This window comes from Methylocystis sp. NC52PC, assembly GCF_055698645.1.
On the sequence record NZ_CP170127.1, the window covers coordinates 1,185,490 to 1,199,723 of the forward strand.

The 14,234-nt window shown below is 68.0% G+C and carries 14 protein-coding genes; 13 read left to right on the top strand and 1 reads right to left on the bottom strand.

The genetic code is table 11. From position 1 onward, the window contains the following. The first annotated feature begins 70 nt into the window (after window positions 1-70). From ACETII_RS07640 to phoB, 10 genes are all read left to right on the top strand, one after another. Entirely contained in the window at window positions 71-925 is an 855-nt protein-coding gene (locus ACETII_RS07640) for a hypothetical protein (protein ID WP_363350315.1), read from the top strand. After that, on the top strand, window positions 852-2,387 hold the full coding sequence (locus ACETII_RS07645) for a Y-family DNA polymerase (protein WP_472787656.1): 1,536 nt from the start codon (window positions 852-854) through the stop codon (window positions 2,385-2,387). Before ACETII_RS07640 ends, ACETII_RS07645 begins: the two co-directional genes overlap by 74 nt. A 129-nt stretch (window positions 2,388-2,516) precedes the next feature. Continuing rightward, window positions 2,517-3,581, top strand: a complete 1,065-nt coding sequence (locus ACETII_RS07650) for a lysylphosphatidylglycerol synthase domain-containing protein (RefSeq protein WP_363350317.1) — start codon at window positions 2,517-2,519, stop codon at window positions 3,579-3,581. Window positions 3,582-3,607: 26 nt separating this feature from the next. Then, window positions 3,608-4,675 (top strand): ATP-binding protein, encoded by a 1,068-nt coding sequence (locus ACETII_RS07655; protein ID WP_363350318.1) that lies wholly within the window; start codon window positions 3,608-3,610, stop codon window positions 4,673-4,675. 140 nt (window positions 4,676-4,815) lie between these two features. Further along, the gene (gene pstS, locus ACETII_RS07660; RefSeq protein ID WP_472787657.1) at window positions 4,816-5,862 is read left to right on the top strand and encodes a phosphate ABC transporter substrate-binding protein PstS; all 1,047 of its coding nucleotides are present in this window, start codon (window positions 4,816-4,818) and stop codon (window positions 5,860-5,862) included. A gap of 157 nt (window positions 5,863-6,019) precedes the next feature. After that, window positions 6,020-7,009 carry a phosphate ABC transporter permease subunit PstC gene (gene pstC / locus ACETII_RS07665; RefSeq protein WP_472788134.1) on the top strand — a complete coding sequence of 330 codons (990 nt, stop codon included), beginning with the start codon at window positions 6,020-6,022 and terminating at the stop codon, window positions 7,007-7,009. Window positions 7,010-7,020: 11 nt separating this feature from the next. Next, window positions 7,021-7,860 (top strand): phosphate ABC transporter permease PstA, encoded by an 840-nt coding sequence (gene pstA, locus ACETII_RS07670; protein WP_472787658.1) that lies wholly within the window; start codon window positions 7,021-7,023, stop codon window positions 7,858-7,860. After that, window positions 7,860-8,642 (top strand): phosphate ABC transporter ATP-binding protein PstB, encoded by a 783-nt coding sequence (gene pstB, locus ACETII_RS07675; protein WP_363350322.1) that lies wholly within the window; start codon window positions 7,860-7,862, stop codon window positions 8,640-8,642. The genes pstA and pstB overlap by 1 nt, the downstream gene beginning before the upstream one ends. 13 nt (window positions 8,643-8,655) lie before the next feature. Continuing rightward, on the top strand, window positions 8,656-9,372 hold the full coding sequence (gene phoU, locus ACETII_RS07680) for a phosphate signaling complex protein PhoU (protein ID WP_363350323.1): 717 nt from the start codon (window positions 8,656-8,658) through the stop codon (window positions 9,370-9,372). Continuing rightward, window positions 9,369-10,115, top strand: a complete 747-nt coding sequence (phoB, locus tag ACETII_RS07685; RefSeq protein ID WP_363350324.1) for a phosphate regulon transcriptional regulator PhoB — start codon at window positions 9,369-9,371, stop codon at window positions 10,113-10,115. The genes phoU and phoB overlap by 4 nt, the downstream gene beginning before the upstream one ends. A gap of 27 nt (window positions 10,116-10,142) precedes the next feature. On the opposite strand, the gene ACETII_RS07690 is transcribed toward phoB, so the two are convergent. Then, window positions 10,143-10,685 (bottom strand): GcrA family cell cycle regulator, encoded by a 543-nt coding sequence (locus tag ACETII_RS07690; RefSeq protein WP_363350325.1) that lies wholly within the window; start codon window positions 10,683-10,685, stop codon window positions 10,143-10,145. A gap of 446 nt (window positions 10,686-11,131) precedes the next feature. Here ACETII_RS07690 and ACETII_RS07695 point away from each other — a divergent pair, with 446 nt between their 5' ends. The 3 genes from ACETII_RS07695 to ACETII_RS07705 are packed head-to-tail and all read left to right on the top strand — an operon-like array spanning window position 11,132 to window position 14,231. Then, complete coding sequence (locus tag ACETII_RS07695) at window positions 11,132-12,328, top strand: acetylornithine transaminase (RefSeq protein WP_472788135.1); 1,197 nt, start codon at window positions 11,132-11,134, stop codon at window positions 12,326-12,328. Next, window positions 12,328-13,272 (top strand): ornithine carbamoyltransferase, encoded by a 945-nt coding sequence (gene argF, locus ACETII_RS07700; RefSeq protein ID WP_363350327.1) that lies wholly within the window; start codon window positions 12,328-12,330, stop codon window positions 13,270-13,272. Before ACETII_RS07695 ends, argF begins: the two co-directional genes overlap by 1 nt. Then, window positions 13,272-14,231, top strand: a complete 960-nt coding sequence (locus ACETII_RS07705; protein WP_472787659.1) for an Hsp33 family molecular chaperone — start codon at window positions 13,272-13,274, stop codon at window positions 14,229-14,231. The genes argF and ACETII_RS07705 overlap by 1 nt, the downstream gene beginning before the upstream one ends. Window positions 14,232-14,234 lie beyond the last annotated feature (3 nt).

Consider the following 14,234-nt stretch of genomic DNA (forward strand, 5'->3'; position numbering starts at 1 on the left):
TTTCCCGCATGAGAACAAATATCGAACAGCGCCGTGAGCGCCCTCTCCACTTTCGGGAATTTGACAACCGATGTCGCACAGCGGCGTTTCGGAACGCATCGGCTTTTTGCGCCGCCGCCTCGCCGCCATCGAGGCGCGCGACGCCGCGCCGGCGCGGCTCGGGCCCCTCCTTGGCGCCTCCCCCGCCGGCCTGGACGCCGGAGCCTCGCTCGACGCGCTGTTCGCCGCCGGCCACGGCAATTTGAGCGAAATCCTCCCCGCCCGGGCGCCGGACGCGCCGGCGGCGGCGGCCTTCGCTCTCGCCATGGCGCTGCGGGCGCGGGCGGCGCGCGGCGGCGGCGCGCTGGTTGTCATTCTCGAAGATCTCGGCGCGCAGGAATTCGGCCTGCCTTATGGCCGCGGCCTGGCGCAGGCCGGACTCGACCTTTCCAGTTTCGCGCTGATCCGGACCCGCCGGCCGCGCGAAACCCTCTGGGCGATGGAGGAGGCGCTGAAAAGCCCCGCCTGCGCGGCGGTCGTCGCAGAGACCTTCCTGAACACGAAGCTCTATGACCTCGCCGCCTCGCGCCGGCTGTTGCTCGCCGCGCGGCGCGGCGGCGCCCTCGCCCTTCTGGCGCCGCTCGCGCCGCCGCAGGGGCCCGATTCCGCGCGCTTTTCCAGCGCCGCCGGGCTGCGCGTCGAAATCGCCGCCGCGCCCCCGCCGATCCTTCCCTCGCGCCCGCCGCTCTCTCCCGTCGCGCCCTTCCTATGGCGGCTGCGCCTCATCAAGGCGCGCGCCGGCCTTTGGGGGGAGATCGATCCGGCGCAGTGGCGCGACATCGCCTTCGACCCCGAAAAAGCAGCGTTCCGCCATGCGTTTCCTGAGCGTTTTCCTGCCGAGGCTCGCGACCGACCGGCTGCTGCGCCGGCGCGCCGCCGCGCCTGACGCCTTCGCCCTCTACGCCAAAACGAAGGGCGCGGAGCGGCTGACCGCCGTCGACGCCGGCGCGCAGCGGCTCGGCCTGCTGCCGGGCATGGCGGTCGCCGACGCGCGCGCCCGCTGCCCGGCGCTCGAACTCGCCGAGGCCGACGCCCAAGCCGACGCCGCGCTCATCGACGCGCTCGCCGACTGGAGCCGCCGCTTCACCCCGCTCGCCGCGCCCGACCCGCCGGACGGCCTGCTGCTCGACGTGACGGGCGCCGCCCATCTGTTCGGCGGCGAGGCGACGCTCGTCGACGAGGTCGAAGCGCGCCTCGGCCGGCTCAAGTTTTCGGCGCGCGCGGCGATTGCGCCCGGCCCGGCGCTGGCGCGCGCGCTCACGCGTTTCTCCAGCCGGCGGCTCGTCGCCGACGCCGCGCCGCAGGCGGAGATCGACGGCCTCGCGGCGGCCTTGCCCGTCGAGGCGCTGGGGCTCGAGGCGGAGGCGGTCGCCGGATTGCGGCGCGCCGGACTGCGCCGCATCGGCGATCTGCTCGAGCGCCCCCGCGCGCCGCTCGCGGCGCGATTCGGGCAGGCGGCGCTGGCGCGGCTCGACGCGCTGACCTGCCGCCTGCGCGATCCGATCCGCCCGCGCTTCGAGGCGCCCGCCTTCATCGCCGAGCGCCGCTTTCCCGACGGGCTGACCCGGCGCGAGGACATCGAGGCGACGCTCGAGCGCCTCGCCGCCGATCTCTGCCCGCTGCTCGAACGCGCCGGCGTCGGCGCGCGCCGGCTCGAAGCGGTCTTCTACCGCGTCGACGGCGCGGTGAAGCGCCTCGCCGCCGGAACCAGCCGGCCGCTGCGCGATCCCGTCCGCCTCGCCGCCCTCCTCGGCGAGCGCCTGGCGGCGGCAGCGGAAGAGGGGCTCGACACCGGCTATGGCTTCGACGTGCTGCGGCTCTGCGCCACGGAAACGGAGACGACGGCGCCGCCGCAGACCGCCTTCGTCACGCCGCAAGGGAGCCGTGGCGGGGCGGGCGAAGACGCCGATCTCGGCGACCTCCTCGACCGGCTCGGGGCGCGGCTCGGCCTGCGCCGCGTGCTGCGCCTTCACGCCGAAGCGGCGCATCTGCCGGAATTCGCGGTCGCCGCCGTCCCGGCCGCTTATGGGCCGCCAAGGGTCTTCCCGCCGCAGGAGACGGTTCGGCCGTTGCGGCTGTTCGAGCGCCCGGAGCCGATCGAGGCCATTGCTTTGTTCCCGGACGGCCCGCCGCTCAAGTTCCGCTGGCGGCGCCTGCTGCATGACGTCGTCGCCTTCGAGGGGCCGGAGCGCATCGCTCCGCCCTGGTGGGGCGAAGCCGAGACAGGCCCGACGCGCGACTATTTTCATGCGCAGGCCCGGGACGGCCAACTGTTCTGGCTGTTCCGGGAAGGTCTTTACGGCCGCGAGACGGACAATCCGCGCTGGTTCGTGCATGGTCTGTCGTAAGCGCAGCTTGACTCGGGACGTTTCACTCCCAAGCTAGAAAGGGCTATCGCGTCATGCCGGCGTCATCTTTGTTGCGGATGGAGTCTTGGCGCGGCGGCCTGTGCGGGCGGCCGGGCGAGTGAGTAGTCAATGCAGGAAGACGAGGACCTCGCAATTTCTCCCCAAGCTGGCCTGCCGGCCGTCGTGCGGCGCAAGGGCTTTTTCGAAACGCTGCAGCAGCGCCTGCCGCATGGCGCGACCCATCTTCTGGGCGCCCTCGCGAGCGTCGCCCTGTTCGCCGTCGCGGCCTCTATCCTCGCAAACGTCCTCTCCAACATCCGCTTCGCGGATGTGGTCGAGGCCCTGAAGAACACCAGCGGCGGCCAGATTCTGGCCGCGCTGTTCTTCACCGCCCTCTCCTATCTGTCGCTCACCGGCTATGACGTCGCCGCCTTGCGCCAGATCCGCCATCGCGCGCCCTATCGCGTCACGGCGCTCGCGTCCTTCGCGAGCTACGCCATCGCCTTCAATCTGGGCTTCCCGATCGTGACGGGCGCGGCGGTGCGCTACTGGATTTATTCGCGCGTGTCGATGTCCGCCCTGCAGGTCGCGAATGTCACCGTGATCACCGGCGTCACCTTCTGGCTCGGCATGACGGCCGTGATCGGCTTCACCCTGGTCAGGGGCGCCGAAGCGCTCGCCGCGCTCGATCATCTCCCCGCCGCGCTGCATATGGCGGTCGGCGTCCTGGTGCTGTCGGCGGTCGCCGGCTATTGCGCCTGGGTCGCGCTCGAGCCGCGCCGGATCCGCCTGCGCGGCCATGTGCTGGAGTTGCCAGGACCCGGCTCGACGCTCGCGCAGCTCGTCGTCGGCGCGGCCGATCTCTGCGCCGCGGCGGCCGCGCTCTACGTGCTGCTGCCGGCGGGCGTCGATCTGAATTTCACGGCCTTTCTCGCGGTCTATGTTCTCGCCTGCATCCTCGGCGTCGTCAGCCATGCGCCGGGCGGCATCGGCGTTTTCGAGGCGACCATGCTGCACGCCCTGCCGGGCGCGTCGCAGGGCAGCGTGCTGGCCTCGTTGCTGCTCTTCCGCATCGTCTATTATTTTGTTCCTTTCATCGCCGCGCTCGCCGTGCTCGGCGCCGACGAAGGCCGGCGGCGCTGGGGCGCGCTGCGCGAGGCCGTGGCGCGCATCATCGAAGAGCGCGCGCCGTAACGTACGGAAAAAGCTCAGAGCGTTTCATGCCGCAACCCAAATGGCCCGCCGAGGACATGCTCGGCCCGGTGATCGAGGCGCTGCCCGAGCCCGTCTTCGTCATCGACGCCGAGACGCATGCGCTCGCCTTCAACGCCGCCGCGCAGGCGCTGGCCCCCGCGCTGCGCGTCGGCGAGCCCTTGTCGCGCAGCCTGCGCTCGCCCGACATGCTCGACGCCGCCATGCGCGTCGTGGCCGGCGGCGAGGCGGAGAAAGCCGCCTGGACCGAACGCCTGCCGGTGGAGCGCTGGTTCGAAGCCCATATCGCGCCGGTGCGTTTCGAAGGCTTCCGCACGGCGGCGATGATCAGCCTGCGCGACCTCACCGAGGCGCATCGCATCGAACGCATGCGCGTGGATTTCGTCGCCAACGCCAGCCATGAATTGCGCACGCCGCTGTCGTCGCTGCTCGGCTTCGTGGAAACGCTGCAGGGCCCGGCCAAGAACGACCCCACGGCGCGCGAGCGCTTCCTCGGGATCATGCGCGAACAGGCGCAGCGCATGGCGCGCCTCATCGACGATCTGCTGTCGCTCTCGCGCATCGAGCAGCACATGCATGTGCGCCCGGTGGAAGCGGTCGATTTCACCGTGCTCGTCGCCCATATCGTGGATACGCTCACGCCCATGGCGGAGGAAAACGGCGTGCCGATCGCCCTGGAGCTCGAGCCCAACGTCATCGTCCCCGGCGATCGCGACGAACTCGCCCGCGTCGTGGAGAATCTCATCGAGAACGCCCTGAAATACGGCCGATCGGAAGGCGAGGCGCGTCCCATCGAAATTACGCTCGCCCGCAGGGGCGTCAGCGCCGTCTTCTCCGTGCGCGACCATGGCCCGGGCATCTCCCCCGAGCATCTTCCGCGCCTCACCGAGCGCTTTTACCGCGTGGACGCCGGAAAGAGCCGGGCCAAGGGCGGGACCGGCCTCGGCCTCGCCATCGTCAAACACATTGTGCTGCGCCATCGCGGCCGTCTCGGGATCGACTCCGCGCCGGAAGCCGGCGCGCTGTTCCGCGTGACCCTGCCGGCGATCGAGGGAACGCCCGCGAACTCGACATAAACGATTGATTCAAAAACTAATTTTTTGTCATATTCCTGTTAGATAACTGTCACAAAACCCTCTTGGCCGCCCGCTAGAACCTCGGCCGTGATGGGCGCGAAGGGGCGCCCGAGTTTTCTCGAGCTTGAAAGCGATCTCGAATGATCTCCAGGATTTTCACGCGCGCCGCCATCGCGGCGACGGCGTTCGCCGCCATGACGGGCGCGGCTCTGGCGCTGGACATTTCCGGCGCGGGCGCGACCTTCCCCTATCCCATCTACGCCAAATGGGCGGAAACCTATAAGAAGGAGACCGGAAACGGTCTGAATTATCAGTCGATCGGCTCTGGCGGCGGCATCAAGCAGATCAAGGCCCGCACCGTGACGTTCGGCGCCTCGGACCAGCCCCTCAAGGCCGAGGATCTCCAGGCCGCCAATCTCATCCAGTGGCCGCAGGTCATCGGCGGCATCGTCCCGGTCGTCAATCTCGACGGCGTCGCGCCGGGCGAGCTCGTGCTCGACGGGCCGACCCTCGCGAAGATTTTCCTCGGCGAGATTACGAGTTGGGACGACGCGGCGATCAAGAAGCTGAACGCCAAAGCCAAGCTCTCGGCGACGCCGATCGTCGTCGTGCATCGTTCGGACGGCTCCGGCACGACCTTCAACTTTACGAATTATCTTTCCAAGGTCTCCGACGACTGGAAGACCAAGGTCGGCGAGAATTCGGCGGTCGAATGGCCGGCCGGCATCGGCGCCAAGGGCAATGAGGGCGTCGCCAACAACGTCTCCAACACCAAAGGCGCGATCGGCTATGTCGAATACGCCTACGCCAAGCAGAACAAGCTGACCTACACGAAGATGATCAACGCCGCCGGCAAGGTCGTCGCGCCGGGCCTGGAGAGCTTCCAATCCGCCGCCGCGAGCGCCGACTGGGCGAAGTCGCCGGGCTTCTATCAGATCATCACCAATGAGCCGGGCGCGAAGTCCTGGCCGATTTCGGCTGCGACCTTCATCCTGCTGCCCAAGGACTCGAAGGACGAGGCGGCGGCCGCCGAAGCCTTGAAGTTCTTCGGCTGGGCTTTCGCCAATGGCGGAAAGGCCGCGGAGGAGCTCGATTACATCCCCATGCCCAAGACCGTCGTCGAGCTCATCAAAAAGAGCTGGGGCGAGATCAAGGGCGCGGACGGCAAGGCGCTCGCGGCGCATTGAGCCGAGCGCAGGCCGCGTTGCGGTCGGCGCGCAGGCGGTTCAAAACGGAGGCCGCCTGAAAGATGACAGACGCCGGCTGCGTTCAAGGGAGCCGGCGTCGGGAGTTGCAAAGACCATGACCGAACCCGTCTCGCGCGGCTCGAGTGGAGTGGACAACATGTCGGATGTCGCATTGGAGAGCGCTGTCGCCCGGCCCGCGGTCACCGACCGCGCCAAGGCCCTTGCCGGCATCGCGCTCCTCGACCGCATCTTCTTTCAAGTGACCCGCGCGGCGGCGGTCATCGTGCTCGTCATTCTGGGCGGCGTGATCCTGTCGCTCGTCCTTGGCTCGCTGCCAGCCCTGCAGGCCTTCGGGCCAGGCTTCCTGATCTCCCAGTCGTGGAATCCCGTCACCGAGAAATTCGGCGCGCTGCCGGCGATCTACGGCACGCTCGTCACGTCGGGCGTCGCCATGCTGATCGCCGTGCCGGTCGGACTGGGGATCGCGACCTTCCTGACCGAATTATGCCCCCATCGGCTACGGCGCCCGATCGGCATCGCGATCGAGCTTCTCGCGGGCATTCCGTCGATCATTTACGGCATCTGGGGCCTCTTCGTCTTCGCGCCTTTCGTTCAGACCTATGTGCAGCCCGGCCTGATCTCGCTTTTCAGCGACGTGCCGCTGCTCTCCTCGCTTTTCGCCGGCCCTCCCTATGGAATCGGCATGCTGACCGCGGGCTTCATCCTGGCGATCATGGTGCTGCCCTTCATCGCGTCGATCTCACGCGACGTCTTCGAAACCGTGCCGCCCGTTCTCAAGGAGGCGGCCGCCGGCATCGGCTGCACGACCTGGGAAATGATGCGCTATGTCGTCATCCCCTACACGCGCGTCGGCGTCATCGGCGGGGTGATGCTGGCGCTCGGGCGCGCGCTCGGCGAAACCATGGCGGTCACCTTCGTCATCGGCAACGCCCACAAGGTGTCGCCGTCGCTGCTCGCCCCCGGCACGACCATATCGGCGACCATCGCCAATGAATTCACCGAAGCCGTCGGCGACGTCTACACGTCGTCGCTCATCGCGCTCGGCCTCATCCTCTTCCTTCTGACCTTCGTCGTGCTGGCGATCGCGCGTTACATGCTGATGCGCCTCGAACGCAAAGCGGCTTAAGGAGCAGCGCCATGTCGCTTTACGCCACGCGCCGCAAGCGGAATTCGCTGGCGACCAGCCTTGCCTGGGCGGCCGCTCTTTTTGGCATCGCCTGGCTTTTCCTCATCCTCGCGTCGCTGCTTTATGAAGGCCTGCGCGGGCTGTCGCTTGCGGCCTTCACCGAAATGACGCCGCCGCCGGGCAGCAAGGGCGGCCTGTTGAACGCCATCGCTGGATCGCTGGTCATGACCGCAATCGGCGTTGCGATCGGCACGCCGCTCGGCATGCTCGCCGGCACCTATATGGCGGAATATGGCCGTTACACCAAGCTCGCGATGGTCGTGCGGTTCATCAACGACATTCTGCTCAGCGCGCCGTCGATCGTGATCGGCCTCTTCGTCTATGAAGTCCTCGTGCATCCCATGGGGCACTTCTCGGGCGTCTCCGGGGCCGTCGCGCTCTCCCTGCTCGTCATCCCCGTCGTGTTGCGCACCACCGAGGACATGCTGCTGCTGGTGCCGGGATCGATGCGCGAGGCGGCCGCCGCGCTCGGCGCGCCACGCTCCCATGTCGTCGCGCATGTCGCCTATCGCGCCGCCAAGGCGGGCTTGGTGACGGGCGTGCTGCTCGCGGTGGCGCGCGTCTCCGGCGAAACCGCGCCGCTGCTCTTCACCGCGCTCAACAATCAGTTCTGGAGCAGCGATCTCCTGGCGCCGATGGCGAGCCTCCCGGTCGTCATCTTCCAGTTCGCTTTGTCGCCCTACAAAGACTGGCAGCAGCTCGCCTGGACCGGCGCGCTGCTGATCACCGCCGCCGTCCTCGCTCTCTCGATCACAGCCCGCGCGCTCAGCGCCGGTCGGAGAAAATCGTGATGAACGCCCCCGCACAGGTCAAAGAACACGCCGCCAAGATTTCGGTCCAGGGCCTGGATTTCTTTTACGGCGCGTCAAAGGCGCTGAAATCCATTTCGCTGCCGCTGCAGACGCATAAGGTCACGGCCTTCATCGGTCCCTCTGGTTGCGGAAAGTCGACGCTGCTGCGGGTCTTAAACCGCATGTACGACCTCTACCCCGGCCAACGCGCCGAGGGCGAGGTGCTGCTCGACGGCGAGAATATTCTCGATCCGGCGATCGACATCAATGCGCTGCGCGCGCGCGTCGGCATGATCTTCCAGAAGCCGACGCCCTTCCCGATGTCGATTTATGAGAACATCGCCTTCGGCGTTCGCCTTTACGAGAAATTGTCGCGCGCCGACATGGACCAGCGCGTCGAGGAAGCCTTGCGCGGCGCGGCGCTCTGGGACGAGGTGAAGGACAAGCTGCACACGAGCGGGCTCGGGCTTTCGGGCGGCCAGCAGCAGCGCCTGTGCATCGCGCGCAGCGTCGCCGTGCAGCCGGAGGTGATCCTCTTCGACGAGCCCTGCTCCGCCCTCGACCCGATCTCCACGGCCAAAGTGGAGGAGCTCATCGAGGAGCTCGCCAACGACTATACGATCGCCATCGTCACCCACAACATGCAGCAGGCCGTGCGCGTCTCCGACTATACGGCCTTCATGTATCTCGGCGAGCTCGTCGAATTCGGCGACACCGACGAAGTCTTCAACAAGCCGCGCGAAAAGCGCACCCAGGATTACATCACCGGCCGCTTCGGGTGAGGAAGGACATCGCATGAGCGAACATATCGTCAAGTCCTACGACCGCGATCTCGAGGCGCTGGGCCGCCGCATTTCCGAGATGGGCGGCGTCGCCGAGAAGATGCTGGCGGAGGCCATGGACGCTTTGTCGATGCTCGACGTCGACCTCGCCCAGCGCGTCGTCGCGAGCGACGCGCGCCTCGACATTCTCCAGCGCGAGATCGAGGAGAACGCCGTGCTGACGATCGCGCGGCGCCAGCCTCTGGCGGTCGATCTGCGCGAATGCATCGCCGCGATCCGCATTTCCGGCGACATCGAGCGGATCGGCGATCTCGCGAAGAACATCGCCAAGCGCACGCTGAAGATCGCCACCGAAGCGCGGCTGCCGCGCGCCATTGTCGGCTTGCGGTCGATGCACGAGGTCGCGGCGACGCAGCTCAAGGACGCGCTCGACGCCTATGCGCTGCGCGACGTGGAGCGCGCCCGCGCGGTGTGGGAGAACGACGCCGATCTCGACGCGCTGGAAGACAGCGTGTTCCGCGACCTCTTGACCTTCATGATGGAGGACCCGCGCAACATCTCCTTTTGCACGCATCTCCTCTTCTGCTCGAAGAACCTCGAGCGCATCGGCGACCACACGACCAATATTTCGGAGACGGTCGTCTATCTCGCCACCGGCGAAAGCCTGCCGATGGAGCGGCCGAAATCCCGCATCGGCCTCCGCGGATCGGAACAAGACGTCGCGCAATGAACGAAACCATTATTCAAACCCTTCCCCGCGAAGGCCGGGCCGATCGCCCGCCGCGCATTCTCGTCGTCGAGGACGAGGTCCCGCTCGCCACGCTGCTCGTCTATAATCTCGAAGCTGAAGGCTATCAGGTCGAGCATGTCGACAATGGCGACGAGGCGGAACTGCGCATTGCGGAATCGCCGCCCGACCTCCTGCTGCTCGACTGGATGCTGCCTGGCGTCTCGGGTCTCGAAATCTGCCGGCGGCTGCGCGCCCGCGACGTCGCCCGCGACATGCCCATCATCATGCTGACCGCGCGCGGCGAAGAGGGCGAACGCGTGCGGGGCCTGTCGGTCGGCGCGGACGACTATGTCGTGAAGCCCTTCTCGACGCCCGAACTGATGGCCCGCGTGCGCGCGCTGTTGCGACGCGCCCGGCCGGAGCGCGTCGCCTCGCGGCTGACGGCGGGGGACATCGACCTCGACCGCGAAACGCGTCGGGTGCGCCGCTCGGGCCGCGAGATCCATCTCGGCCCGACCGAGTTCCGCCTGCTGGAATATCTGATGGAGAAGCCCGGCCGCGTGTTCACGCGGGCGCAGTTGCTCGACAGCGTCTGGGGCATGTCGGCTGAAATCGACGAACGCACGGTCGACGTGCATGTCGGGCGCCTGCGCAAGGCGCTCATCCGCGGGCGGGAGAAGGATCCGATCCGCACCGTGCGCGGTTCGGGCTATTCCTTCGACGAGACCTTCGGACGCGAGTGAAGGCCGGACCGCCGAACTCGGGAAGGATTACGCGAAGCGCGGGGCCTTGAGATCGCGGGCGCGGCGGCGATCCTGCGCCGGCTGATAGGCGACGCGCGCATGATGGGCGCAATAGGGGCCGGCGCCGATCGGCGACTTCGCCCCGCAGAAGCGGAAATCCGGCGTCGTCGGATCGCCCATCGGCCAGCGGCACATGGATTCGCGCAACTCCATCAGCGTGACGCGCTCCGACATGGGAATGACGACCTCCTCGGCCTCCGGCGCGACGCGGGCGACGACCATGGCCTGCGGCGCAAAGGCCAGGGCGACATTGCCATGGACCGCGTGGCCCCCGGCGCGCGGCGCGGCGACGACCGGGGCGGTCGCCGGCTGGCGGGCCGTCCCCTTCGCCGCGCGCGGGCGCTGCGCGGCCGCTGTCTTGGCGCGTTCGGCGAGGCCGAGGCGGTGAATCTTGCCAATGACCGCATTGCGCGTGATGCCGGGGCCCAGCTCGGCGGCCACCTGGCTCGCGCTGAGGCCGTCGCTCCAAAGCTTGCGCAACAGATCGACTCTTTCCTCGGTCCAAGACATAATTTGACCTCCAAGCGGTCGATTCGAACGCGCCGCCGACGGAATCCACCATCCGTCGCTGCGCCGGGATCTCCGGCGGCGATGAGACGCGCATCGAGACTCGAGAAGCGCCCTGCGGCTTTGAAAAACGCGTCCGCAACGGCGAAAACTGACCATCCTTTTGAATCACGGGTCCGAGTCGCTGGCAAGCAGAAGGGGGCGTTCTCAACAGGCTTTCATGCGCTTTCGCGCGCCGGTGTGGCCCAGGCGACTCACTTGCGCGCTTTTTTCGAGGAAAATCGACTGTAAAGTCTCCGGCCCAGGCAAGGCCTCGCCCCTGCGGCAGGATTTGACCGAAGCCGCCCGCGCGCATAAAATCAAAGTCTCGGATTGCCGCCCTCAAAAAGGGCGGCGCTTTGTTTTTGGGGTCCGGCCGCGGGCCGCTCCCGAGGGCTTGGAGCTTGACGTTGACTTCTGCGCTCTATCCGACCTATGCGCGGGCCGATATCGCCTTCACGGGGGGCGAAGGCCCATGGCTCTTCGCTGAGAACGGCGACCGTTACCTGGATTTCGCTTCCGGCGTCGCGGTCCTGTCGCTCGGCCATGAGCATCCGCATCTGGTCGCGACGCTGAAGGCGGCGGCCGAGAAGCCCTGGCATGTCTCGAACCTCTACCGCATTCCGCAGGCCGAGCGGCTGGCGCAGCGCCTCGTCGACGCCACCTTCGCCGATGTGGTTTTCTTCGCCAATTCCGGCGCCGAAGCCGTGGAGTGCGCCATCAAGACGGCGCGAAAATATCACGCCGCCAATGGAGCGCCTGAGCGCTATCGGCTGATTACTTTCGAAGGGGCCTTTCACGGCCGGACGCTGGCGACCATCGCGGCCGGCGGCAATCCCAAATATCTCGAGGGTTTCGGCCCGCCGGTCGACGGCTTCGATCAAATTCCCTTCGCGGACTTCGACGCGCTCGAAGCCGCGATTTCGGACGAAACCGCCGGCGTTTTGCTCGAACCCGTCCAGGGCGAGGGCGGGCTGCGGGTCTTTTCCGCCGAATTCCTGAAAAAACTGCGCGCCCTCTGCGACGCGCGCGGCCTGCTGCTGGTTCTCGACGAGGTGCAGTGCGGCGTCGGCCGCACCGGCAAATTTCTCGCCTGCGAACACGCCGGCGTAGCGCCGGACATCGTGGCGCTCGCCAAGGGCCTCGGCGGCGGCTTTCCGATCGGCGCCTGTCTCGCGACGCGCGAAGCCGCCAAGGGCATGACGCTCGGCGCGCACGGCTCGACCTTCGGCGGCAATCCGCTGGCGGCCGCCGTCGGCGGCGCGGTTCTCGACGTGGTGCTGGCCGAAGGCTTTCTGCCGCGCGTCGCGCGCCTCGGCGCGCTCCTGCGCCAGCGGCTCGCCGAGCTCAACGACCGCTATCCGGCGATCATCGAGACGGTGCGCGGCGAGGGGCTGATGTTCGGCGTGAAGACGCGCGGGCCCAATGGCGATTTCGCCGCCGCCGCGCGGGCCGAAGGGCTGCTGACCGTTCTTGCCGGCGACAATGTCGTGCGGCTGTTGCCGCCGCTCATCATCGACGAGACGCATATCGTCGAGGCCGCGGCGCGCCTCGAGCGCGCCTGCGTGCGTCTGGCGACGCCGGCCAAGCAGTTGGGAGCGGCGTGATGACCGCGCACACGCTGACGCGGCCGCGTCATTTTCTCGATATTTGCGATTTCACCCGCGACGATCTGCGCCATATCCTCGATCTCGCAAAGTCGCTGAAGGCGAAGCGCGTCAAGGGCGCGCCGCCGGCGGAGCGCCCGCTCGCCGGCAAATATCTGGCGATGATCTTCGACAAGCCGTCGACGCGCACGCGCGTCTCCTTCGACATCGCCATGCGCGATCTCGGCGGCGAGTCGATCATGCTGACGGGCGGCGAGATGCAGCTCGGCCGCGGCGAGAGCATCGCCGACACGGCGCGCGTGCTGTCGCGTTTCGCCGACGCCGTCATGATCCGCATCCTGTCGCACGAGGATCTGACCGAGCTCGCGCGCCACGCCGCCATTCCGGTCATCAACGGCCTGACCAAGCGCTCCCACCCCTGCCAGATCATGGCGGACCTGCTCACCTTCGAGGAGCATCTGGGACCGATCGACGGCCGCACCGTGGCCTGGGTCGGCGACTCCAACAATGTGCTGGCGAGCTGGGTGCACGCGGCCGCCCGTTTCGGATTCACGATCAACGTGGCGACGCCGGCGGAATTCACGCCCCCGCAAAGCCTCGTCGACTGGGCGAAGGCCGAAGGCGCGGCGTTGAACGTGATGCGCGACCCGCGCGCCGCCGTCGACGGCGCGCAGGCGGTGATCACCGATTGCTGGGTCTCCATGGGCGACGCCGACGAGGACTTCCGCCGCCAGGTTCTTGCGCCATATCAGGTGGACGCCAAACTCATGCGCGACGCCGCCAAGGACGCCATTTTCATGCATTGCCTGCCTGCCCACCGCGGCGAGGAAGTCACCGACGAGGTGATGGACGGCCCGCAGTCCGTCGTCTTCGACGAAGCCGAAAACCGGCTGCACGCCCAGAAAGGCGTGCTGGCCTGGTGCCTCGCGCCGGGCGTCGCCTGATGCAGGAGGCGCCGAGCCGGCTGGTTTCGGGCGAGGCGCGGGACGATCGCGTCACGCCCTTCGCGGTCGAGGCGCTCGACCTGCGCGGACGACTGGTGCGGCTTGGACCGACGGTCGACGCCATCCTCGGCCACTATGACTACCCCCCGCAGGTCGCGCGGTTGCTCGGCGAGGCGCTGGCGCTGGCCGCGCTGCTCGGTTCGATCCTCGAATCCCACGGCCGCTTCCAGCTCCAGACCCGCAGCGACGGCCCCGTCGACATGCTCGTCGTGGATTATGACGCGCCGGGGAAGCTGCGCGGCTTCGCCCGGTACGACGTCGCGCGTCTCGGCGAGATCGACGACCCCGCCCCCGCCGCCCTGCTCGGGCGCGGCCATCTCGCCTTGACCATCGAGCGCGAGGAGGACGCGGCCCGCTATCAGGGCGTCGTGCCGCTCGAAGGCGAGAGCCTCGCGGAGGCCGCGCATACCTATTTCCGCCAGTCGGAGCAGATTCCTTCCTTCGTGCGCCTCGCCGTCGGCGAAGTCGTCACGCCGCAGGGGCGCAGCTGGCGCGCCGGCGGGCTGCTTTTGCAATATCTTCCCATCGCCGGCGCGCGCCGGCCGGACCTGCCGCCCGGCGACGCGCCCGATCGCGACGGCGGAGCGGACCAGGAGGAAGACGACGCCTGGCTCGAAGGACAGGCGCTCGCCGGCACGCTCGAAGACCATGAACTCGTCGACCCGTCGCTCTCGGGCGAACGGCTGCTGTTCCGCCTCTTTCACGAGCGCGGCGTCAAGGTCTTCAACGAGCGGCCGCTCGAAGAGTTCTGCCGCTGCTCCGAGGAGCGCATCGAGCGGCTCCTGAAAAGCTTCTCCGACGATGAGCGCGCCGAGATGGTGGGCGATGACGGCCGCATCGGCGTCACGTGCGAATTCTGCGCGACGTTCCGCAGCTTCGATCCGGCGGCGCTCGGCTGAGGA

Coding starts and splice junctions, on each gene's coding strand:
- ACETII_RS07640 (WP_363350315.1), top strand. CDS start 71: ATGTCGCACAGCGGCGTTTCGGAACGCATCGGCTTTTTGCGCCGCCGC.
- ACETII_RS07645 (WP_472787656.1), top strand. CDS start 852: ATGCGTTTCCTGAGCGTTTTCCTGCCGAGGCTCGCGACCGACCGGCTG.
- ACETII_RS07650 (WP_363350317.1), top strand. CDS start 2,517: ATGCAGGAAGACGAGGACCTCGCAATTTCTCCCCAAGCTGGCCTGCCG.
- ACETII_RS07655 (WP_363350318.1), top strand. CDS start 3,608: ATGCCGCAACCCAAATGGCCCGCCGAGGACATGCTCGGCCCGGTGATC.
- pstS (WP_472787657.1), top strand. CDS start 4,816: ATGATCTCCAGGATTTTCACGCGCGCCGCCATCGCGGCGACGGCGTTC.
- pstC (WP_472788134.1), top strand. CDS start 6,020: ATGTCGGATGTCGCATTGGAGAGCGCTGTCGCCCGGCCCGCGGTCACC.
- pstA (WP_472787658.1), top strand. CDS start 7,021: ATGTCGCTTTACGCCACGCGCCGCAAGCGGAATTCGCTGGCGACCAGC.
- pstB (WP_363350322.1), top strand. CDS start 7,860: ATGAACGCCCCCGCACAGGTCAAAGAACACGCCGCCAAGATTTCGGTC.
- phoU (WP_363350323.1), top strand. CDS start 8,656: ATGAGCGAACATATCGTCAAGTCCTACGACCGCGATCTCGAGGCGCTG.
- phoB (WP_363350324.1), top strand. CDS start 9,369: ATGAACGAAACCATTATTCAAACCCTTCCCCGCGAAGGCCGGGCCGAT.
- ACETII_RS07690 (WP_363350325.1), bottom strand. CDS start 10,685: ATGTCTTGGACCGAGGAAAGAGTCGATCTGTTGCGCAAGCTTTGGAGC.
- argF (WP_363350327.1), top strand. CDS start 12,328: ATGACCGCGCACACGCTGACGCGGCCGCGTCATTTTCTCGATATTTGC.
- ACETII_RS07705 (WP_472787659.1), top strand. CDS start 13,272: ATGCAGGAGGCGCCGAGCCGGCTGGTTTCGGGCGAGGCGCGGGACGAT.